The organism is Micrococcus sp. EYE_212, assembly GCF_023147585.1.
In the GTDB taxonomy this organism is placed as follows: domain Bacteria; phylum Actinomycetota; class Actinomycetes; order Actinomycetales; family Micrococcaceae; genus Micrococcus.
The window spans coordinates 132,927-153,608 of sequence record NZ_JAHXOZ010000005.1; the positions used below are offsets into that span (position 1 = coordinate 132,927).

The 20,682-nt window shown below is 73.3% G+C and carries 15 protein-coding genes; 6 read left to right on the forward strand and 9 right to left on the reverse strand.

Annotated features, from left to right (window positions below):
• Positions 1 to 111 precede the first annotated feature (111 nt).
• From KZX60_RS05220 to KZX60_RS05245, 6 genes are all read right to left on the reverse strand, one after another.
• Positions 112 to 2,262: a PhoX family phosphatase gene (locus KZX60_RS05220; protein WP_248116129.1), complete on the reverse strand. Its 2,151-nt coding sequence runs from the start codon at positions 2,260 to 2,262 to the stop codon at positions 112 to 114.
• 245 nt (positions 2,263 to 2,507) lie between these two features.
• Complete coding sequence (locus KZX60_RS05225; RefSeq protein ID WP_282442605.1) at positions 2,508 to 3,635, reverse strand: o-succinylbenzoate synthase; 1,128 nt, start codon at positions 3,633 to 3,635, stop codon at positions 2,508 to 2,510.
• A gap of 85 nt (positions 3,636 to 3,720) precedes the next feature.
• Positions 3,721 to 4,395 (reverse strand): hypothetical protein, encoded by a 675-nt coding sequence (locus tag KZX60_RS05230; protein ID WP_248116130.1) that lies wholly within the window; start codon positions 4,393 to 4,395, stop codon positions 3,721 to 3,723.
• 201 nt (positions 4,396 to 4,596) lie between these two features.
• Positions 4,597 to 6,210, reverse strand: a complete 1,614-nt coding sequence (locus KZX60_RS05235) for a dihydrolipoamide acetyltransferase family protein (protein ID WP_248116132.1) — start codon at positions 6,208 to 6,210, stop codon at positions 4,597 to 4,599.
• Complete coding sequence (locus KZX60_RS05240) at positions 6,207 to 7,256, reverse strand: transketolase C-terminal domain-containing protein (RefSeq protein WP_248116134.1); 1,050 nt, start codon at positions 7,254 to 7,256, stop codon at positions 6,207 to 6,209. Before KZX60_RS05240 ends, KZX60_RS05235 begins: the two co-directional genes overlap by 4 nt.
• Before the next feature lie 2 nt (positions 7,257 to 7,258).
• Positions 7,259 to 8,467, reverse strand: a complete 1,209-nt coding sequence (locus KZX60_RS05245) for a thiamine pyrophosphate-dependent enzyme (RefSeq protein WP_248116136.1) — start codon at positions 8,465 to 8,467, stop codon at positions 7,259 to 7,261.
• 246 nt (positions 8,468 to 8,713) lie between these two features.
• Between KZX60_RS05245 and KZX60_RS05250 the strand changes: the two genes are divergently transcribed.
• A complete protein-coding gene (locus tag KZX60_RS05250; RefSeq protein ID WP_248116138.1) occupies positions 8,714 to 9,190 on the forward strand; it encodes an Lrp/AsnC family transcriptional regulator in 477 nt (158 codons plus the stop codon).
• A gap of 22 nt (positions 9,191 to 9,212) precedes the next feature.
• Here the strand turns inward: KZX60_RS05250 and KZX60_RS05255 are convergent, their stop codons facing one another.
• On the reverse strand, positions 9,213 to 10,553 hold the full coding sequence (locus tag KZX60_RS05255) for an MFS transporter (protein ID WP_248116140.1): 1,341 nt from the start codon (positions 10,551 to 10,553) through the stop codon (positions 9,213 to 9,215).
• Between the two features lie 57 nt (positions 10,554 to 10,610).
• On the opposite strand from KZX60_RS05255, the gene KZX60_RS05260 reads away from it, so the two are divergent.
• A complete protein-coding gene (locus tag KZX60_RS05260) occupies positions 10,611 to 12,107 on the forward strand; it encodes an NCS2 family permease (protein WP_248116142.1) in 1,497 nt (498 codons plus the stop codon).
• A gap of 14 nt (positions 12,108 to 12,121) precedes the next feature.
• Here KZX60_RS05260 and KZX60_RS05265 read toward each other — a convergent pair whose 3' ends face one another.
• Entirely contained in the window at positions 12,122 to 12,589 is a 468-nt protein-coding gene (locus KZX60_RS05265) for a MaoC/PaaZ C-terminal domain-containing protein (protein WP_248116144.1), read from the reverse strand.
• 199 nt (positions 12,590 to 12,788) lie between these two features.
• On the opposite strand from KZX60_RS05265, the gene KZX60_RS05270 reads away from it, so the two are divergent.
• The 4 genes from KZX60_RS05270 (at position 12,789) to KZX60_RS05285 (ending at position 18,817) form a co-directional block, all read left to right on the forward strand.
• On the forward strand, positions 12,789 to 14,345 hold the full coding sequence (locus tag KZX60_RS05270; protein ID WP_248116146.1) for an AMP-binding protein: 1,557 nt from the start codon (positions 12,789 to 12,791) through the stop codon (positions 14,343 to 14,345).
• An 87-nt stretch (positions 14,346 to 14,432) separates the two neighbouring features.
• Positions 14,433 to 15,176 carry a 3-hydroxyacyl-CoA dehydrogenase gene (locus tag KZX60_RS05275; protein WP_248116148.1) on the forward strand — a complete coding sequence of 248 codons (744 nt, stop codon included), beginning with the start codon at positions 14,433 to 14,435 and terminating at the stop codon, positions 15,174 to 15,176.
• Positions 15,177 to 15,214: 38 nt separating this feature from the next.
• Positions 15,215 to 16,369, forward strand: coding sequence for an acyl-CoA dehydrogenase family protein (locus KZX60_RS05280; protein ID WP_248116150.1), 1,155 nt, complete (start codon positions 15,215 to 15,217; stop codon positions 16,367 to 16,369).
• Between the two features lie 132 nt (positions 16,370 to 16,501).
• On the forward strand, positions 16,502 to 18,817 hold the full coding sequence (locus KZX60_RS05285; protein WP_248116152.1) for a S9 family peptidase: 2,316 nt from the start codon (positions 16,502 to 16,504) through the stop codon (positions 18,815 to 18,817).
• A gap of 145 nt (positions 18,818 to 18,962) precedes the next feature.
• On the opposite strand, the gene KZX60_RS05290 is transcribed toward KZX60_RS05285, so the two are convergent.
• A complete protein-coding gene (locus KZX60_RS05290) occupies positions 18,963 to 20,462 on the reverse strand; it encodes an insulinase family protein (RefSeq protein ID WP_248116154.1) in 1,500 nt (499 codons plus the stop codon).
• Positions 20,463 to 20,682: the final 220 nt, after the last annotated feature.

Below are 20,682 nucleotides of genomic sequence, written 5' to 3' on the forward strand. Positions count from 1 at the left end.
CGGCGAGGCCGCCACGGCGGTGTGCCGTGGCGGCCTCGTCAGGGGGGACTCGGCCGGCCCCCATGCTGCGGGTCCGGCCCCGTCCGCGCGGGGATCACTCCCCGCATCGGGTCACTTCTTGGGGCCGTTGCCCTGCGCGTGGCCGAAGGCGGAGTTGCCGTGGCCGTTGCTGCCCTTGCCCTTGTTGCCCTTCTCCTTGCCGGAGCCCTTGCCCACGCCGTTGTTGCCGGTCACGTTGAAGACCTGCACGACGGAGGGACGGGGGGCCGCGACCTTGTCGCCGACCTGCACGGGGCCGGCCGGGGACAGGAAGTCCGGGAAGGAGGACGTGTGGGCGCCCCAGTTGCCGTCCTCGCCCGGGTGCTGGACGTTGACGAACACGGAGTTGTCGCGGTCGTGGATGACCGGGCCGCAGGTCTCGGCGTCACGGGGGACGGCGAGGAACTGCTCGACGCGGCCGCGCTCCGGGCCGTCCAGGGTGACCTTGTGGAGGGCGTCGGCGAGGCCGATCGTGCCGGGCTGGCCGTCGGTGGAGATCCAGAGGTTGCCCTCGGAGTCGAACGCCACGTTGTCCGGGCAGGAGATCGGGGACACGAGCTCCTTGGGGTACCCGGCGAAGTAGGCCGAGGAGGAGACCGCCGGATCGCCGGCGAGCAGCAGGATGACCCAGTTGAACGTCGTGGCGGTGTGGTCGCCGCCCTTCTCGGTCAGCTCGACGACGTGGCCGTCGCGGTTGCCCACGACCGGGTTGGCCTCGTCCACCTCGGTGCGCTTCGTGTTGTTGGTCAGCGCCATGTAGACCTTGCCGTTGACCGGGTTGGTCTCCACGTCCTCCGGGCGGTCCATCTTGGTGGCGCCCATCTTGTCCGCGGCGAGGCGGGTGTAGACGAGGACCTCGGCCAGGGACATGCCGGGCACGAGGGACTTCTTGTCGGTCGCCAGGGCGATCCACTCGCCGGCGCCGTCGAACGCGCCGTCGGAGGGCAGGGTGCCCTTGCCGTCGATCTCGGACTTCGGGGAGTCGCCCTTGAACTTGGCCACGTAGAGGGTGCCCTCGTCCAGGAGGCGCATGTTGTGCTTCTTGTCGCCCTCGACGAACTTCTTCGCGGAGACGAACTTGTAGAGGTAGTCGTGGCGCTCGTCGTCGCCCGAGTAGACCACGGCGCGGCCGTCGCCGGAGAGGACGGCGGTGCCGGCCTCGTGCTTGAAGCGGCCCAGGAGGGTGTGCTTCACCGGGGTGGAGGTGGGGTCCTCAGGGTCGACCTCGACGACCCAGCCGAAGCGGTTGGCCTCGTTCTCGTAGCCGTCCTTGGTGAGGTCGAAGCGGTCGTAGAAGAGCTCCCAGCCGCGCTGCGTGGCCTTGGTGCCGATGCCGTAGCGCTTCTCCTCGGCGGTGCCGCGGCCCTTGAAGTACTGGTTGAAGTTCTCCTCGCCGGAGAGCACGGTGCCCCACGGCGTGGTGCCGCCGGCGCAGTTGTTGAGGGTGCCCAGCACGCGGGTGCCGGTGGGGTCCTCGACGGTCTTCAGCAGGGCGTGGCCGGCGGCCGGGCCGGTGACCTTGAAGGGGGTGGTGCCGGTGATGCGGCGGTTGCGACGGCCCCCCTGCACGTACTCCCACTTCTGGCCGCGCTTGGCGCGCTCCAGCTCCACCACGGACAGGCCGTGCGACTGGATGCCGGCGTCCACCACGTCCTTGCGGTGGGAGATGATGTACTCCGGGGAGAACATGATGTTCTCGTTGGTGTACTCGTGGTTGGACACGAGGTAGCCGGAGCGGTCGTCGCCGCCGTCGGAGATGATGTTCAGGTAGTCGTTGTTGTAGCCGAACTGGCCGGCCGCCGACTTCCCCGTCTGGTGCTGGATGTCGAACTCCTCGGAGTCCTTGAAGAGCGGGTCGCCCCAGCGGATGATCGTGCCCCACTCGTAGCCCTCGGGGACCGTGACGTCGTCCACGGTGCGCGGGACGGGCTTGATGGCCGTGAAGTCCAGCTTGCCGCCGCCGGTGGGGTGGTTGCCGTTGTCCGCCAGGGCCTCGGGGGCCTGGGCCATGTTCGCGCCGATCACGACGGCGGCGGCCAGGCCGGTGCCGCCCATGAGGGCCGAGCGACGGGAGATCGCGGTCTCGGCGATCTGCTGGAACGTGGCGTTGTCCGAGGTGTTCGGGATCGGGTGCGAACACGCGTTGCCGCACTTGAGCTCGCAGGTGACAGCCGAACGGTTGCCGCGGGTATGACCGGACATGGGCAGGAGGCGCTTGAGCATGGGGAGTCCTTCGCGTCGTTCAAGAGGGGGTGGGCCCGCCCGTGGGGCGGCCCCGGGCCACGATGCCCGCGGACACCCGCGGACATTCCCCCACCCTGTCCCCCCGAGTCGAGCGGCGAAGGAAACCAAGGTGAACCGGGACGAAACAGTGCGTGGCACCGAGATTTCATCTCGTCGACGTGTCGTATTGCCCTCTGGGTCCCCCCTGGGGGGCGAGATCCCCGGAGGCGCGTCATCGCCCCAGGTCAGCCGGAGATCTGCGCGAGGACCGCGTGAGCGTGCTGCACGCGTTCGGCCCACCGCCGTCGCCCCTCCCGGTCCAGCTGCAGCCGGCGCAGCGCACCCGGGTCCGGTTCGGGAGCGCGGACGCCGGGGGCGGGGAGCGTCCCGTCCACCGGACGCCACGGGGGCGCGACCACGTCGTCGGCGAACAGCGCCGCCGTGCCCAGGCCGCACGCGTGCGGCAGGGAGGGCAGGTGCGCGGCCAGGGCCGCTCCCCCGGCCAGGCCCACGGAGGTGTCCAGGGCCGAGGAGACGACGGCGGGCAGCCCCGCCGCCGCCACGATCGCCGCGGCGCGCCGCACTCCGCCGAGGGGCTGCACCTTGACCACGATCAGGTCGGCCGCGCCCGCCGCGGCCACGGCCAGCGGGTCGTCCTCCTTGCGGACGGCCTCGTCGGCGGCGATCGGGGTGGCGACGCCGCGCTCGCGCAGGGCGCGGCGCACGCGGGCCAGCGGGGCGATGCCCGGCACGGGCTGCTCGGCGTACTCGAGGCCGACGTCGGCCAGCTCGGTGAGCATGTTCAGCGCCTCGTCCTCGGTCCAGCCGGCGTTGGCGTCGATGCGGATCGCGGTCTCCGGGAGCAGCTCGCGCACCCGCCGCACCCGGGCGAGGTCGGCCGCGTGGCCGCCCGCCACCAGGCCGCCGCCGGGGCGGTGCTCGGCCACCTTGACCTTCACCGCGGGCACGGGGCCGAAGCGCTCGAGGACGTCCTCGACCTCGGCCGCCCCCACGGCGGGGACGGTCGCGTTGACGGGCACCGCGTCCCGCACCGGCGCCGGCCAGCCCTGCCAGCCGGCCTCGACAGCCGCCGCGAGCCACCGGGAGGACTCCTCCGGGCCGTACTCGGGGAACGGGGAGAACTCGGCCCATCCCGCGGGCCCGCGCAGCAGGAGCGCCTGACGCGCGGCGGTGCCCCGGAAGCGCACCGTCATGGGCAGCTCCACGGCCACCGCGTCGGCCAGCAGCTCCTCCACCGAGGGCAGGGCGCAGCCGCCGGGGGCACCGGGCAGGGGCGGGAGGGACGGAGGAGGGTGCAGGCCGTCGGGGCCGGGCTGCGCACGGTCCGGCTGCGCGGGGTCAGGCGACGTCATGCGGCCAGCCTAGGGGCGGGAGGCCGCCGTCGCCCGCGCGGGCGTCCGGGAGGCAGGCGTCTCCCGGGCGTCCCCGACGGCGGGGTCAGCGCGCGGCGAGGTAGCCGAGCTTGCGGGCCAGGCCCGCGGCCCGCCCATGCGAGCCGAGCACGCCCTCGAGGCCGGCGACGACGGCGGCCACCACCTCGTCCGTGAGGTGCCAGTCCGGGGTGAAGGGATCGTCGAAGCGGGCCCACGCGGTGCCGACCGCGGCGAGGGCGCGGGCCATCTCGGTGACGTCCCGGAAGACCGGCTCGGGCTCGTCCATGCGGTCCTCCCAGCCGTCCTCGCCGGGGGCCATGAGGATGCGGCCGGTGGCGGCCTCGTGGATGAACGGGTCGGCGCCCTGCTTCGCCACCACCGTCCAGTCGTCGTTCCAGTCCACGAGCAGGGCGCCGGTGCGATGGTTCCAGCGGTAGCCGGCCTGCTCGTCCCACAGGCGGTCCAGCGGGAAGAACAGCAGCGGCAGCCCCACGGTGTCGATCTCGAGCCACTCCGGGCCCACGTAGCGGTAGAAGTCCGCCAGATCCGTGGGCAGCGGCTCCTCGGCGGCCCATTCGATGGGCTCCTGGCGGGCGAGGTTGCCGAACGGGCCGAGCGCCTCACGCGCCGAGATGAGGGACTCCGGGTCCAGCGTGATGCGCGGCCGCGCGGCGGCCTCGCCCGCGGCGGGCGTGTCGATGGAGGAGGACGGACCGTGCGCGGAGGGAACGCGGTTCATGGCCCCAGGCTAGGCACGTGGCACCCCGGGCGGAGGAGCCCCCAGGCGACGGTCGCGTGACGCTCCGGTGAAGCCTGCGTGACGCGCCGCCGTCGTGCGTCCACGAACCCCACACCAGAGCAGGACGAGTCCTGCGCAGGTGTGCCCCTCCGCATCGGAGGGGCACACCTGCACAGGACTCGTCCAGGAGGGGCGGGCCCGTCAGATCCGGGCGAGGGCCGCCGTCGGGTCGTTGAGGCAGTCCGCCACGAACGTGAGGAACGCGCTCGCAGTGGCGCCGTCGGTGACGCGGTGGTCGAAGGTCACGGTCATCTCGGTGACCTTGCGGACCACGATCTCCCCGTCCACGACCCACGGGCGGTCCATGATGCGGCCGATGCCGAGCATGCCCACCTCGGGGATGTTGAGGATGGGGGTGGCGCCGTCGGTGCCGAGCGGTCCGTAGTTGTTGAGCGTGAACGTGCCGCGGGTCAGCTCGGCCGGGGCGGCCTTGCCGTCGCGGGCACGGGTGACGGTCTCGTTGATCGCGCGGGTCAGCTCGTCCGCGGACAGCCGCTCCGCGTGCTCCACGGAGGGCACCATGAGGCCGCGGGGCGTCTGCACCGCGAGCCCGAGGTGGACGCCGTCCACCTCCACGATCTCGTCCCGGCCGCCGGCGCCGGCCTCGATGCGTGCGTTCATCACCGGGTACCGGCGCAGGCCGGCCAGCGTGAAGCGGGCGATCAGGCCGAGCAGGCTCGGGGCGTTCTCCGGGTCCGCCTTCTTCAGCTGCGCGCGCAGCTGAAGCAGGGCGGTGACGTCCACGTCCAGCCACGCGGTGACCTCGGGGACCTCGCGGCGGGAGCGGGAGAGCTGCTCCGCGATCACCTTGCGCACACCCGAGATCGGGGTGCGGGCGGTGACGGACAGGCCCGTGCGGGCGTCCGCCTGCCCCTGCGCGGCGGTGGCGCTCAGGGACTGCGCCGCGGGCGAGGCCTGGCCCTCGGCGGCGCCGACGGCGACCGCCTTCTCGGCCGGCGTCTGCTCGGCCGCGGTCCCGGCGAGCACGGCCGAGGCGGCCAGCGCGCCCGTCGAGGCGGCCGCGGAGGGGACGTCGGCCGCGCCGGAGGAGGCGGCGAGCACGTCGGCGCGGGTGATGAGGCCGTCCGGGCCGGTGCCGGTCACGGCGGCCACGTCCACGCCGGTCTCCCGGGCGAGCTTGCGCACGATCGGGGAGGCCACGCGCGGCGCCTTCCCGGGGGTGGCCGGCGCGGCGCCGGAACGGGCCGGACCGGCGGGGGCGCCGGTGCGCGAGCGCTTGGACGGGCGGGTGCGGCCCTTGGCCTTGTGGCCGGAGGTGCCGTAGCCGATCAGCACGGCGCCGGAGGCCTCCTCGTCGGAGCCCTCCACGTCGCCGTCGCCGCCGCGGGCCTTGTCCGGCGCGGGCTGCACGCCGGCGCGCTCCTCCTCGCGGTAGGACAGCGCGCCGGGCACGGCGCCGTCGGCCGCGGGGGCCGCGTCGGCGTCGGCCGCGGAGCCGGGGGTCGCGTCCGAGGCCGCGGGAGCGGCAGGGGCCGCGGCGGGTGCGCCGGCGTCGTCGGCCGCGCCGACGGTGAACAGCGGCCTGCCGACCTCCATGGTCTGACCCTCGGCGCCGTGCAGCGTCAGGACGGTGCCGGCGTAGGGGCTGGGCACCTCCACGATCGCCTTGGCGGTCTCGACCTCGCACACGGGCTGGTCGACGGCGATCTCGTCGCCCTCGGCCACGAGCCAGCGGACCAGGTCGGCCTCGGTGAGGCCCTCGCCCAGGTCGGGCAGCAGGAAGATGTTGCTCATGCGCGGGCCTCCTCGGGCTCCAGGTCCCAGTTCAGGTCGTCGATCGCGTCGAGGATGCGGTCCACGTTCGGCAGGTGGTGCTCCTCCAGCTTCGGGGCGGGGAAGGGGATGTCGAAGCCGGTCACGCGCAGCACCGGAGCGGCGAGCGAGTGGAAGCAGCGCTGCTGGACGCGCGCCACGAGCTCCGAGGCCACGGACGCGAAGCCCTGGGGCTCGGCGACGACGACGGCGCGGCCCGTCTTGGACACGGAGGCCGCGACGGTCTCCTCGTCCAGCGGGTTCACGGTGCGCAGGTCCACGACCTCCACGCTGTAGCCCTCCTCCTCCGCGGCCGCGGCGGCGGCCAGGCAGGTGGGCACGGACGGGCCGTAGGACACCAGGGTGACGTCAGTGCCGGTGCGGACGACGGCGGCCTGGGCCCAGGCCTCGCCGTGCTCCTTCTTCTCCTCGACGCGGGCCCAGCGCTCCTCGAACTCGGCGCGCAGCTCGTCCAGGTCCAGCTCGGCCTTGGTCCAGTACATCTTCTTGGGCTCCATGAAGACGACCGGGTCGTCCAGGCGGATGGCCGAGCGCAGCATCATGTAGGCGTCCTTGACCGAGGCCGGGGTGTACACCTTCAGGCCGGGGGTGTGCGCGTAGTAGGACTCGGAGGAGTCGCAGTGGTGCTCCACGCCGCCGATGCCGCCGCCGTAGGGGATGCGGATGGTCATGGGCATGGGGGCCGCGCCCTTGGTGCGGTTGCGCATCTTGGCCACGTGGCTCGCGATCTGCTCGAACGCGGGGTAGGCGAAGGCGTCGAACTGCATCTCGATGACCGGGCGGGCGCCGCCGAGGGCCATGCCCACGGCCATGCCCGCGATGCCGGACTCGGCCAGCGGGGTGTCGAAGCAGCGCTCCTCGCCGAAGCGCTTCGTCAGGCCGTCGGTGATGCGGAAGACTCCGCCGAGGGTGCCGACGTCCTCGCCGAACACGACCACCATCGGGTCGGCGGCCATCTCGTCGGCCAGGGCCGCGTTGAGCGCGGCGGCGAAGGTCAGGGTCGCCATGCTCAGGCCTCCTGGGTCTCGGTGCGGGACAGCTCCTCGGCCAGCTGCGCGCGCTGGGCGGCGAGCTGGGGGGTCTGCACGGTGTACACGTGGTCGAAGAGCTCGAGCGGGTCCAGCTCGACCTCGGCGTTCATGGCGTCGCGCAGGCGGGCCGCAACGTCCTCGGCGTCCTGGGTGATCTGCTCGGACACCTCGTCGGTGAGGGCGCCGGTGCCCTGCAGGTACGCGGTCATGCGGCGCAGCGGATCGCGCTCGGCCCACATCTGCACCTCGGCGTCCTCGCGGTACCGCGTGGGGTCGTCGGTGTTGGTGTGCGCCTGCATGCGGTAGGTGTCCGCCTCCACGAGGAAGGGGCCCTGACCCGCGCGGCACAGGTCCACGGCACGGCCGAGGACGGCCAGGAGGGCGGCGAGGTCGTTGCCGTCCACGCGCTCGCCGGCCAGGCCGTAGCCCACGGCCTTGTGGGCCAGGGACGGGGCGGCGGACTGCTTCGCGAAGGGCACGGAGATCGCGTACTTGTTGTTCTGCACGAAGAAGATCACCGGCAGCTTGAACACGGCGGCGAAGTTCAGCGCCTCGTGGAAGTCGCCCTCGGAGGTGCCGCCGTCGCCGACCATGGCCAGGCAGACGACGTCCTCGCCGCGCAGGCGGGCCGCCTTGGCCAGGCCGACGGCGTGCAGCATCTGGGTGGTCAGCGGCGTCGCCTGCACGGAGACGCGGTGCTCCTTGGGGTCGTAGCCCTGATGCCACGTGCCCTGGTAGGCCACCATGACGTCGAGGGGGTCCACGCCGCGGGCGATCACGGCCACGGTGTCGCGGTAGGTCGGGAAGAGCCAGTCGTCCTGGCCCAGGCACACCGCGGCGGCGACCTCGGCTGCCTCCTGGCCGTGGGAGGACGGGTACACGGCCATGCGGCCCTGGCGCACCAGCGCGTAGTTCTGGTCGTTGACGCGGCGGCCGATCACGAGGTGGCGGTAGGCCTCCAGCAGGGTCTCGTCCGAGGGCAGCGGGTACTCGTGGCCGGGCTCGGTGCCCTGCTCCTCCGGGGAGAGCAGCGTGCCGTCCTCGCCGATGAGCTGGATGCGGCGGGTCGCGGGGAGCAGGTACTCCTCGAGGGAGATGCCGAAGGCGGCGCCGGCGTTGGTGCTCGCCGCGGCCTTGGCCGCCTCGTCGGCGGCCGTGCCGGGCACGGCGGGGGTGGAGTCACTCACGTTGGGTCCTCTCGATCTGTGGCCTTCAGTGTGCCGGTCGAGGGCATTCTGTCGCCCGCCGGCGGAGAATCAGTGGAGCAATGGAATACTTTGGCCTGTTGCTGGAGACGTTCTGCTAGTGTGACCGGTGACACGGAGACGGACCGTACAAGGCGTCAGTCCCGCGTCGGCGGCGGCCCCCGAGCTGCCCGCCGGAGCGGCCGCGGCCCGCCGTCCCCATCCTGCCCCAGCTCTCGAGGAGATCCCATGGCCACCGATGCCCTGGACCGCGTGAACCGCGCGATCGTGCGCGAGCTGACCCAGGACGGCCGCCTCTCCGTCGCCGCGCTGGCCGAGCGCGTGCACATCTCCCGCGCGCACTGCTACTCGCGCCTCAACCGGCTGCAGGACGCCGGCGTCATCACCGGATTCACGGTGCGCGTGGACCCCGTCAAGGTCGGCCTGGGCGCCTCGGCGCACGTCACCCTCAAGCTGCGCCAGCACAACTGGCGCGAGCTGCGCGCCACCCTGCTGGCCATCCCGGAGGTGTGGCACGTCTCCCTCGTGGGCGGGAACATGGACGTGATCCTGCTGGTGCGCGCCCGGGACAACGCGGACCTGCGCCGGGTCATCTTCGACGAGCTGCAGACCCTGCCCGGCGTCGTCGACACCCAGACCTACATGATCTTCGACGACCACGCCTCCGGTCAGACGGTCCCCCCAGAGGACCCGGCGGCCGCCTGACCCGCGCTCCAGCGGGACGCGTTCACGCCCGCGGCCGCACCGCCACGTCGGCCGGTTCGGCGACGGCACCCGGCCCCGCCGGCAGCACGATGCGGAACACGACGGCGCCCGCCGCGCACACCGCCGCGAGCGCGCCGACGCCCCACGCGAGGCCGGCCGCCGCGGTGACCAGGGAGACCAGCAGCGGGCCGGCGAGCATGCCGGCGTCGGACATGGACCGCCACAGCCCCAGGAACTGGGGGCGGGCGTTGGCCGGCGAGTAGTCCGCGCCGAGCGTCATGACGATCCCCGAGCCGAACCCGTTGCCGATCCCCAGCAGCAGCGCGGCCGCCGCGAATGCGAGCGGGTGCGCGGAGAGGCTCACCGCGAGGAACCCCGCCCCGAGCAGCGCGAGGCAGGGCACCGCGACCGCGCGTCGGCCGTACCGGTCCATGAGCCGCCCGGACGGATAGAACAGGAGCAGGTCCGCGGCGCCTGCGAGGCCGAAGGCGAGCGAGGCGGCCGCCGGGTCGAGGCCGAGGTGGGCGGCCCACAGCGGGATCACCGCGTTGCGCGCCGCGCGGGCCGCCGAGACGGCCATGACGCCGAAGCCCGCCGTCAGCAGCACCCCGCGCTGGGCGCGCGCCACATCCGCGACGCGCGGGCGCCCTTGCCCGACCCGGGGTGCACCGCCCCCGGCCCCCGCCGCCGTCCCCCGGGCCGCGACGCCGGCCGTCTCCCCGGGCACCGTCAGCTCGCGGATGCGCAGGCACAGGACCGCGCCGGCCGCCATGGTCGCCGTCGCGGCGGCGAAGGCGCCGGACAGCCCCAGCCCCGCCTGGGCGGCGGCGCCGAGGAAGGGACCGGAGAACACGCCGATGCGGATGGTCCCCCCGAGCGTGGACATCGCCCGCGCGCGGTGGGTGGCCGGGATGGCGACCGCCAGGTAGGCCTGCCGGGCGAGGTTGAACCCCGCCCCCGCGACGCCCACCAGGAGCACGGCCAGCAGGAACAGGGCGAGCCGGCCCGGCTCGCTCACCCCGCCGCCCGGGACGACGGCGGCCGAGGCGAGGGCCGCCGTCGTGCCCCAGGCCAGGCCCGCCCCGGCGGTGCCGAGCACCGCCGAGACGATCATGGTGAGCCGCTCCCCCGCGCGGGCGGCGAGGAGCGAGGCCGGACCGTTGGCCACGAGAGAGCCGAGGCCCACCAGGACGACGACGGCGGCGGCCTGGGCCGTGGTGAGGCCGAGGGCGAGCGCCGCGGAGGCGATGGCCGGCGTCATGGCGCCGAGGCCGATCGCGTAGACCACGGACGGCGCGTAGATCTGGAAGGCCCCCCGCAGGTCGCCGAGGCGGGACCGGGTCGCGGGGGTGGGAGAGCTCACCGGTCGAGTCTGCCCGCACTGGCGCGCCGCGTCCAGGCCGCTCACTACCCTGGTGCCATGTCCTCGCGCACCGCCTCCTCCCCCGCCGCCCCGCCCGGGCCACCACGCCCGCCGGCCCCCGCCTCCGGCCTCGACCGCTTCTTCCGCATCTCGGCACGCGGCTCCACCGTCGGCCAGGAGATGCGCGGCGGCCTCGCCACGTTCCTGGCCATGAGCTACATCATCGTGCTCAACCCGCTCGTGCTCTCCGGCGCGGACGCCCACGGGGACGTGCTCGGCGTGCCGCGCGTGGCCGCCGTGACCGCGCTCGTGGCCGGCGTCGCGACCATCGTGATGGGCGTGTGGGCGCGGCACCCGTTCGCCCTCGCCGCGGGCCTGGGCATCAACGCGTTCGTGGCCATCACCGTGGCCACCACCCCGGGCATGACGTGGCCGGACGTCATGGGACTCGTGGTGCTCGCGGGCCTGGTGATGGTGGTGCTCGTGGCCACCGGCTTCCGCACGGCGGTGTTCAACGCGGTGCCGGAGGCGCTGAAGACGGCCATCGTCGTCGGCATCGGCCTGTTCATCGCCCTGATCGGCCTCGTCAACGCCGGGTTCGTGCGCCGCCTCCCCGACGCTGCGGGCACCACCGTGCCCGTGGGCCTGGGCATGGGCGGCGAGCTGGCCGGGTGGCCGGTGCTCGTGTTCATCGTGGGCCTGGCGGTCACGGCGATCCTCGTCATCCGCGGGACGCGCGGGGCCATCCTCATCGGCATGGTGGTGGCCACCGTGCTGGCCAACATCCTCGAGGCCGTGTTCCACATCGGCCCCTCCGTGGCCGCGGACGGCACCGTGAACCCGCTCGGCTGGTCCCTCGTGGCGCCGTCCGTTCCGGACTGGGCGGCCCCGGACCTCTCGCTGCTGGGCCACGTGTCCCTCTTCGGCGCCTTCGACACCCTCGGCGGGCTCATGGCGTCGCTGCTCGTCTTCGCGATCCTGCTCTCGGTGTTCTTCGACGCGATGGGCACCTCCGTGGGCCTCGCCCGCGAGGCCGGCACCGTGGAGCCCGACGGCACCATCCCGGACCTCAACCGGGTGCTCATGGTGGACGCCCTCGCGGTGACCGCCGGCGGCGGCGCGTCCGGCTCCGCCAACCAGATCTTCGTGGAGTCCGGCACCGGCATCGGCGAGGGCGCCCGCACGGGCCTGGCCTCCGTGGTCACGGGCCTGCTGTTCCTGCTGGCCATGTTCCTCACGCCCCTGATCCACCTCGTCCCGTTCGAGGCGGTGGCGCCCGCCCTCGTGGTGGTGGGCTTCATGATGTGCGCGCAGGTGACGCGCATCGACTGGTCGGACTGGGGTGCCGCACTGCCGGCCTTCCTCACGTTCATCCTCATGCCGTTCACGTACTCGATCGCCAACGGCATCGGCGCCGGCATGATCGCCTACGCGGTCATCCGCGCCGGCCAGGGCCGCGCCCGTGAGGTGCATCCGCTGCTGTGGCTGGTCGCCGCCGCGTTCGTGGTGTTCTTCGGCATGGGCGTGGTGCGGGGGATCCTCGGCCTGGCCTGACCCCCGGCGGCCGCTCAGTGCGGGAGCGCCGCGGTCCGCATCTCCAGGTACGCGGAGATCTCCATGGTGAGCACGTCCTTGCCGTCCTGGTTGCACACCCGGGACGCGAACACCACGAGACCCCGTCCCTGCTCCGGCTCGAGCGTCAGCTCGGTCACGACCGCGTCCCCGGTGAGGACGTCCCCGGGCCGAACCGGGCGCACGAAGCGCAGGCGGTCGATGCCCCGCCCCGCGATCACGTGCCAGTGGTCCGTGCGGGCGAGCACCTGGAGCCGCTGGAGGATCGCCACGGTGTGGATGCCGCTCGCGATCAGTCCCCCGTAGCGCCCGTGGGTGACGCTGCGCTCCGGGTCCGTGTGGATGAACTGGGGGTCCCACTGGCGGGCGAACGCCATGACCTCCTCCTCGGTGACCGGGTACGAGCCCATCGATGACCGCGTCCCCACCGGGAAGTCCTCGGCGTACAGTCCGGCGCCCCGCATCCGTGCCTCGTCGTCTCGCATCTCCGGTCGACTCCTTCTCCTCGCGACGCCAGGGCTCCGTGCGCCTCGTCCGTCCGATCCGCCTGCGCGTCATCATTGCACATTCGTGCAGATCGCCATACAGTCGCATAGCATCCACGGATGAGACGGACATCACACGTCTGACCGCCCGCTTCCGCACGCGACCCAGGAGCACCCCATGCCCACCCTGCCCGGCGTCCTCGCCTCCACCGCCCGCCGCGTCCCGGACCGCCCCGCGCTGCGGTGGGGCGAGTCCTCCCTCACGTACGGGGAGCTGGACCGCACCGTCACCCGCCTCGCGGCAGAGCTCGCCGACCGCGGCGTCCAGCGGGGGGACCGCGTGGTCCTCGTCGCGGGCAACACCATGGCCTTCGTGGTCGGGATCTACGGCGCGCTGCGCGCCGGGGCCATCGCCGTTCCCGTCAACCCCCGCTCCGCCGCGCCCGAGCTCCGGCACTTCCTCGCCGACACCGAGTCGTCGATGGTCCTCGTTGACCCGGCCGCCGGCGACGGCGTCCGCGCACTGCAGGCCGACGACGGCGGGCTGGGGACGGCGACGGCCCTCGGCCTCGGCGAGCTGGACGGGTTCGACGACGTGCTCGCCGCGGCGCTGGCCCGCGACGAGTCGACGTTCGAGCGCGAGCTGTCCGAGGACGACGACGCGCTGATCATCTACACCTCGGGCACCACCGGCCGGCCCAAGGGCGCCCTGTTCGACCACCACCGCGTGCTCTGGGTCGGGCAGAACATCACCATGGGCCTCGGCCTCCGCCTGGACGAGACGATGCTGCACGTGGCCCCGCTCTACCACTCCGCGTCCCTCAACCTGCTGCTCTTCAACGGCGTGATGCTGGGCGCCACCCAGGTGCTGATGCCCGCGTTCGCGCCGGACGACGTGCTGGAGGCGCTGGAGCGCGAGAAGGTCACGGTGTTCTTCGGCGTCCCCACGATGTTCGCCCACATGCTGCGCAGCCCGCAGATGGCCGCCCGGGACCTCTCCCACCTGCGCCACCTCTTCTACGGAGCCGCCCCGATGCCCGCGAGCACCGCGGAGGCACTCGTCGCCGCCCTCCCGCACGTGGACATCGTCCAGGCCTGCGGCCAGACGGAGGGCGGTCCCGGCGGCATCCTCCTCACCCACGAGGAGGTCATGGCCCACCCGTCCGCCAGCGGACGCCTGGCCATGCCGAACACGGAGGTGCGCGTCGTCGACGCCGACGGCGAGGACGTGGCCGTCGGCGAGGTGGGCGAGATGATCATGCGCGGCGAGACGATGATGAAGGGCTACTGGCGCAACCCCGAGGCCACGGCCGCCACCGTGGTCGACGGCTGGGTGCACACCGGCGACCTGACCCGCGTGGACGAGGGCGGCTACCTCACGATCGTCGACCGCCTCAAGGACCTGATCATCACCGGCGGCCGCAACGTCTACTCGGTGGAGGTGGAGAACGCGCTCGCCGGCTGCCCCGGCGTCGCCGAGCTCGCGATCGTCGGCCGCGACCACCCGGACTTCGGGGAGAGCATCGTCGCCGTGGTCACCCCCGCGCCGGGGGCCACCGTGACCCTGGAGGACCTCCGCGCGTACGGCGAGAGCCGGATCGCCCGCTTCAAGCTCCCCCACGACCTCGTGATCGCGGAGATCCCGCGCAACCTGTCCGGGAAGATCCTGAAGCACCGGCTGCGGGCCCAGCTCGACGGACCCGTCAGATCGGCCGACCCCGCCGCGCAGGCCTGACCCCCGCCGGCGCCTCCGTCCTCGAGCGGCGCCGCCTCAGCCCGACCCCACCACCCGTCCCGCGGGACGAGAATCGAGATCACGACCATGCAGATCAAGGACCGCACCTTCATCATCACCGGCGGGGCCTCCGGCCTCGGCGAGGCCACCACGACGGCGCTGCTCGAGCGCGGCGCCCACGTCGTGGTGGCCGACCTCGCCGGGTCCGCCCCCGAGGGCGCCGTGCTCGTGGAGACCGACGTGACCGACTCGGACCAGGTGGCCCGCGCGGTCGAGGAGGCGACCCGCCAGCCCGGGCCGCTCTCCGGCGTCGTGAACTGCGCCGGCATCGGCACGCCCGCGAAGGTCCTCTCCCGCGAGGGGGCGCAGCCGCTCGAGGCCTTCGAGAAGATCATCGCCGTCAACCTCGTGGGCACCTTCAACGTCATCCGCCTGGCCGCCCAGGCCATGGCGGGCAACGAGCCGGACGAGGACGGCGGCCGCGGCGTCATCGTCAACACCGCGTCGGTGGCCGCGTTCGAGGGCCAGATCGGCCAGGCCGGCTACTCGGCCTCCAAGGGCGGCGTCGTGGCCATGACCCTGCCCATCGCGCGCGAGCTGGCAGCGCACGGCATCCGCGTGAACACGATCGCCCCCGGGCTCTTCCTCACGCCCATGATGAGCCAGCTGCCGGAGAAGGCGAGGGAGTCCCTGGGCCAGCAGGTCCCGTTCCCCTCACGCCTCGGCGACCCGTCCGAGTACGCCCACCTGGTGACCCACCTCGTGGAGAACCAGATGATCAACGGCGAGACCATCCGGCTCGACGGCGCCATCCGCATGGCCGCGCGCTGACCGCCCCACTGAGCCACACCGACACCGAGGAGACCCCCATGATCCTGGACAGCTACCATTCCCCCTGGCTCACCGAGGACGCCGAGTCCCTGCTCGAGCTCACCGACGAGTTCATGGCCCGCGAGGCCGTGCCGAACTTCTCCCGCTGGGCCGAGCAGCACGGCGTGGATCGCGACTTCTGGAACAAGGCCGGCGAGACCGGCCTGCTGTGCCCCTCCATCCCCGAGGAGTACGGGGGCATCGGCGGCACCTTCGCACTGGAGGCCGCCGTCATGACGGGGCAGGCGCGCTGCTTCGACGACGCGTGGGGCTTCGGCGTCCACTCCCCCATCGTGGCGCACTACATCCTGGCCTACGGCACTGAGGAGCAGAAGCAGAAGTGGCTGCCGGGCATGGTCACCGGCGAGCTGGTCGGCGCGGTCGCCATGACCGAGCCGGGCACGGGCTCCGACCTGCAGGCCGTGCGCACCCGCGCCGTGCGCGACGGCGACGACTACGTGATCAACGGCTCGAAGACGTTCATCTCGAACGCCACGCACTGTGACCTCCTGGTCATCGTGGCGCGCACGGGCGACCAGCCGGGCGGCCGGGGGCTGTCCCTGATCGTCGCGGAGACCGCCGGGCTCGAGGGCTTCGAGCGCGGCCGCGTGCTGAACAAGATCGGCCAGCACGGCCAGGACACCCGTGAGCTGTCCTTCTCGGACATGCGGGTGCCCGTGGCCAACCTCCTGGGCGAGGCCGAGGGCCAGGGCTTCATCCAGCTCATGTCCCAGCTGCCCCAGGAGCGCCTGACGCTGGCCGTCACGGCCGCCGCGGCCTGCGAGGCCGCGGTGCGCGAGACCATCCGCTACACCAAGGAGCGTCACGCGTTCGGCAGCCCCCTGCTGGGCTTCCAGAACACGCAGTTCGTGCTCGCCGAGTGCGTGGCGGACACGCTCGCCACACGCACCCTGGTGGACCAGTGCATCGTGGCGCACGTGGAGGGCAAGCTGACCGCGGCCGACGCCTCGATGGTGAAGTTCTTCGCCACCGACATGCAGAACACGGTGGTCGACCGCTGCCTGCAGCTGTTCGGCGGCTACGGCTACATGGAGGAGTTCCCGATCGCGCGCGCCTTCACCGCCGCGCGCGTGCAGAAGATCTACGGCGGCACCAACGAGATCATGAAGATGCTCGTGGCCCGCGCCCTCTGAGCCGGCGCCCTCACGGGCTTCGGGGGCGGGACACGCCCGGAAGGCGGAACCTTTCGGGCGTGTCCCGCCCCCGTTGCGCGTCGAGGCAGCCTGTGCCCTCGCGCGCGACGCTCCTGTGATGGGATGGGGACCATGCCTGACGCCCAGCACCGCGCCGACGACGTCGTCGCCACCCAGCCCGACGCCCTCGCGCACCGCTCCCCCGCCGCACGCCCGACGCCGCCCGTGGCAGCCGTCGTCCCGACGACGCGCACCGTGCACGGCGAGGAGTTCGCCGACGACTACGAGTGGCTGCGCGCCAAGGAGGACCAGCGCGTGCTGGACCACCTGCACGCCGAGAACGCCTACACCGAGGCCGTCACCGCGGACCAGGCCGATCTGCGCGCGGCGATCTTCGGCGAGATCAAGTCGCACACCGTGGAGACGGACCAGTCCGTGCCCGCTCGCCGGGACCGCTGGTGGTACTTCGTGCGCACGATCGAGGGCGAGCAGTACCCCGTGCACTGCCGCGTTCCCGCGCGGGACACCGGGGATCTCGAGGCGGACTGGACGCCGCCCGTCGTCGCCGCGGGCGAGACGCTGCCCGGCGAGCAGGTGATCCTGGACGGCAACGCCGAGGCCGCCGGCCACCCCTTCTTCTCCCTCGGCGGGATGCACATCAGCCCGGACGGCGAGCGTGTGGCGTACGCCGTGGACCACGCGGGTGACGAGCGCTTCACCCTGCGCGTCCGGGACATCGCCACCGGCGAGGACCTGCCGGACGCGGTGGAGAACATCGCCCACGGGGTGCGCTTCGACCGCTCGGGCGCGCGCGTCTTCTACACGCTGTGGGACGACGCGTGGCGCCCGTACCGCGTCATGGTGCACACGCTCGGCACGGACCCGGCCGAGGACGTGCTGGTCTACGAGGAGTCCGACCCCGGCATGTGGACGGGCTTCGAGGGCGTCGCGGACCGCACCCAGCTGCTCATCGGCGTCGGGAACTCGGAGGTGTCCGAGACCTGGGTCGTCGACCTGCCCGAGTCCGCGGACGAGCCCCTGCCGGCCCCGCGCCTGCTCGTGCCGCGCGCCTGGGGCATGCTCGCCGACGTCGAGCCCGTCACGGGCGGCGACGGCGTCCGCCGCCTGCTGATCGTGCACGATGCGGAGCTCACCGGCGACGGCGCCGAGAGCCTCGCGCCCAACGGCATGCTCTCCGTGGTCACGGAGGCGGACGTGGCCGACCGCTCCACGTGGCGCACCGTGGTCCCGCACCGCGAGGACGTGAAGGTGGACGGCGTCATGGTGACGCTGACCCACGCCGCGCTCGCGGTGCGCCGTGAGACGACGCCGCGCGTCGTCGTCGCGGAGCTGGACGCGGTGCTGGGCTCAGGGGACGCGGGTTCCGTGGGCTGGCGCGAGCCGGCGTTCGAGGAGGAGCTGTACGCGTGCCACCTGGCGTCGACGGCAGCCGAGTCGCCGTTCCTACGCCTGGCCTACACGTCCTGGATCACGCCGGCCCGCGTGCTGGACGTCGTCGCGGCCACCGGCGAGGTGCACCTGCGCCGCGAGGTGGAGGTGCCCGGCCACGACCCGGCCGACTACGCGGTGGAGCGCTGGTGGGCGCCGGCCTCGGAGCCCTCCGCCGCCACGGGTGCGGACGTGCGCGTGCCGCTCACGGTGATCCGCCGCAAGGACGTGGCGCAGGACGCGAGCGCGCCGTGCGTGGTGTACGGCTACGGCTCCTACGAGATGTCCATGGACCCGGCGTTCGGGGTGGCCCGGCTGTCCCTGCTGGACCGTGGCGTCGTCTACGTGGTGGCCCACGTGCGCGGCGGCGGCGAGCTGGGCCGGGCCTGGTACGAGGACGGCAAGAAGGCCGCGAAGGCGCACACGTTCACCGACTTCGTGGACGCCACCCGCTTCGTGGCGGACTTCGGGTGGGTGGACCCGACGCGGATCGCGGCGACGGGCGGCTCGGCCGGCGGGCTGCTCATGGGCGCGGTGCTCAACCTGGCCCCGGAGCTGTACCGGGCCTGCCTCGCGGTGGTGCCGTTCGTGGACGCGCTGACCACGATCCTCGATCCCGAGCTGCCGCTGTCCGCGCTGGAATGGGAGGAGTGGGGCAACCCGATCACGGACCCGGAGATCTACCGGCTCATGAAGTCCTACACCCCGTACGAGAACGTGCGGACCGTGGACTACCCGGCGATCGCCGCGGTGACCTCGCTCAACGACACCCGCGTGCTCTACGTGGAGCCCGCCAAGTGGGTGGCGCAGCTGCGCCGCACGGTCACCTCGGACCAGGCCACGCCCCTGGCCGGTGGCGGCTCGCCCATCCTGCTGCGCACCGAGATGGACGGCGGCCATGGCGGCGCCTCCGGGCGCTACCAGGGCTGGGAGGACACCGCGTGGGAGTACGCGTTCCTGCTCACCGCGCTCGGCGCCGTGGAGCGGGTGGGCGACTGACCAGCCCTCGCCCCAACGGCTGGCGGCCGTCGCCCACCCCTGGACGACGCGCCCCTCTCCAGCCCGTCCCGTGACGCGCTGTGGTCACGACACGCCGTGCCGGCAGTCCACGCCGCGGCGTGTCGTGACCACAACCGCAGAGGGGTCAGCCCTCCTCGGGAAGGCGCAGGCGCTCGGGCAGGTGGGCGAGCACGAGCGACCGCAGGCGTTCGGCATTCTTGAACAGGGACAGGGGGATGTCGCCGCCCGATCCGTCCCGGGCTTCGAGGGTCAGCACCTCGGTCCTGTGCTCGTCCCGGCCCAGAGACCAGGCGACGACGTCGTCCCACCGGATGCCGAGGGAACCGTCGACGAAGTCCAGGCCGATCCCCTCCGCGCCCACGGTGCAGCGGAGCCGGAACCCTCCCATCCGGGCCGCCCAGCCGGGGCGGAACTCCTCACCGGCCACGACCGGGCCGTCGTCGACCTTGACATGCGGGAACATGAGGGTCTCCGCGCCGAGCAGCTGGCCCTCCTCGCGGCCGGCCGGCGGGAACCCGACCAGCAGCGTGTCCTCCAGTCGCGAGAGGAGTCGGGCGATCTCGGCGTCCGACACGGCCTGCACCGCCGGCCCGTCGACGCCCTCCATGGAGGGGTGGCCCAGGAACCGGCTCTGGTGGTCGTGGAGATGCATGTCCACGGCGGCCGCCCCGGCCTCGTCGGCCTCGTACTCCTGCGCCGCCCGCTGCCGTTCGTCGTCATGGGCGCCACCGTCGCGCAGGCCGCGCAGGATCTCCAGGACACCCTGCACGGCGGGCACGGCGTCCTTCTCGGCGCACCGCACCACCACGGCGAGCAGGCCGTGTCGTCCCAGGACGGCGGTGTCCACGGTGACGTCGTCGACGATGCCCTGCTCCTGCCGCAGAGTCCGGAACACCCGCGCGCGGAGGACGGAGAGCAGCAGGACGAGGGCTGCGGGGGAGGTGTCGTGGACGTCGTCGAGCACAAATGAGACCGAGGGCTCCTCCCCTCCGGACAGGTACTCGGCCGGGTACCGCCGCTCCAGGAACGGGGTCTCCGGCAGGGGCCGGCGTGCGCCGGGCGGCAGGGCGAGCCGGAGCGTCTCCGGCGCCGGTCCGCTGAGCACCAGCATCGCGTTGCCGGCCGTGAACCGCGTGCCGGCCCAGTCGGCGACCTCCGCCGGCGTGATCCGGGCGAGGAAGCGGGCGGGCACCACCCCGAGCCCGAAGCCCGCGGCCCCAAGACGGTGGTGGAGGTGCTCGGCCGCGTGGGGTCCGTCGGCCATGGGGCCTCCGCCCTCGGCCTCGAGCACCCGCCGGGCGTGGGCCAGCTCCGCGTCGGAGACGCCGCCGACGGCCAGGGCGGAGAGCCGGGCGCAGATCCGCTCGAGGCGGTCGGCGACCCGCTCCGGCGTCCCCCTCACGCGCAGGACGGTGTAGGTCATGGCCGATTCGCCGTCGACGTCCGGCTCGAGCCCCTCCACCCCGTCGAGTGCGAGGTGCTCCAGCAGGTGGGACAGGCCCAGCGTGGAGACCGTCTCGTCCGCGGCACCGACCCGGAACAGCAGGTCGGCGGTGAGCGGGCCCTCGGCGTCGAGGTGGTGCACCTCGACGCCGTCGACGGTCCGGGCATGGATGTGGGACATCGCGGTCCATCCTTCGGGCTCGGCGGCACCCGGGGGGGCGTGGTCACCTCCCGCGCCGGCCGCGGCCCGCGGCGTTCCCACGGGCTGGGCAGAAGTTGAGTCCCGCATAGTGGTGTAGCGCCCGGTGGTCGGGCACGTCGTCTCAGACGTGGACGCGGCCACCGTGTGATCCTTCGAGTGAACCTCTCACAGCACCCTCGAATGGAGTCATCACGATGAC

What these genes read in the sequence shown, in the direction of transcription:
- KZX60_RS05285 (WP_248116152.1), top strand. Translation starts at nt 16,502, where the DNA reads ATGCCTGACGCCCAGCACCGCGCCGACGACGTCGTCGCCACCCAGCCC.
- KZX60_RS05240 (WP_248116134.1), bottom strand. Translation starts at nt 7,256, where the DNA reads ATGGCGACCCTGACCTTCGCCGCCGCGCTCAACGCGGCCCTGGCCGAC.
- KZX60_RS05265 (WP_248116144.1), bottom strand. Translation starts at nt 12,589, where the DNA reads ATGCGGGGCGCCGGACTGTACGCCGAGGACTTCCCGGTGGGGACGCGG.
- KZX60_RS05275 (WP_248116148.1), top strand. Translation starts at nt 14,433, where the DNA reads ATGCAGATCAAGGACCGCACCTTCATCATCACCGGCGGGGCCTCCGGC.
- KZX60_RS05220 (WP_248116129.1), bottom strand. Translation starts at nt 2,262, where the DNA reads ATGCTCAAGCGCCTCCTGCCCATGTCCGGTCATACCCGCGGCAACCGT.
- KZX60_RS05235 (WP_248116132.1), bottom strand. Translation starts at nt 6,210, where the DNA reads ATGAGCAACATCTTCCTGCTGCCCGACCTGGGCGAGGGCCTCACCGAG.
- KZX60_RS05260 (WP_248116142.1), top strand. Translation starts at nt 10,611, where the DNA reads ATGTCCTCGCGCACCGCCTCCTCCCCCGCCGCCCCGCCCGGGCCACCA.
- KZX60_RS05230 (WP_248116130.1), bottom strand. Translation starts at nt 4,395, where the DNA reads ATGAACCGCGTTCCCTCCGCGCACGGTCCGTCCTCCTCCATCGACACG.
- KZX60_RS05280 (WP_248116150.1), top strand. Translation starts at nt 15,215, where the DNA reads ATGATCCTGGACAGCTACCATTCCCCCTGGCTCACCGAGGACGCCGAG.
- KZX60_RS05290 (WP_248116154.1), bottom strand. Translation starts at nt 20,462, where the DNA reads ATGTCCCACATCCATGCCCGGACCGTCGACGGCGTCGAGGTGCACCAC.
- KZX60_RS05225 (WP_282442605.1), bottom strand. Translation starts at nt 3,635, where the DNA reads ATGACGTCGCCTGACCCCGCGCAGCCGGACCGTGCGCAGCCCGGCCCC.
- KZX60_RS05250 (WP_248116138.1), top strand. Translation starts at nt 8,714, where the DNA reads ATGGCCACCGATGCCCTGGACCGCGTGAACCGCGCGATCGTGCGCGAG.
- KZX60_RS05270 (WP_248116146.1), top strand. Translation starts at nt 12,789, where the DNA reads ATGCCCACCCTGCCCGGCGTCCTCGCCTCCACCGCCCGCCGCGTCCCG.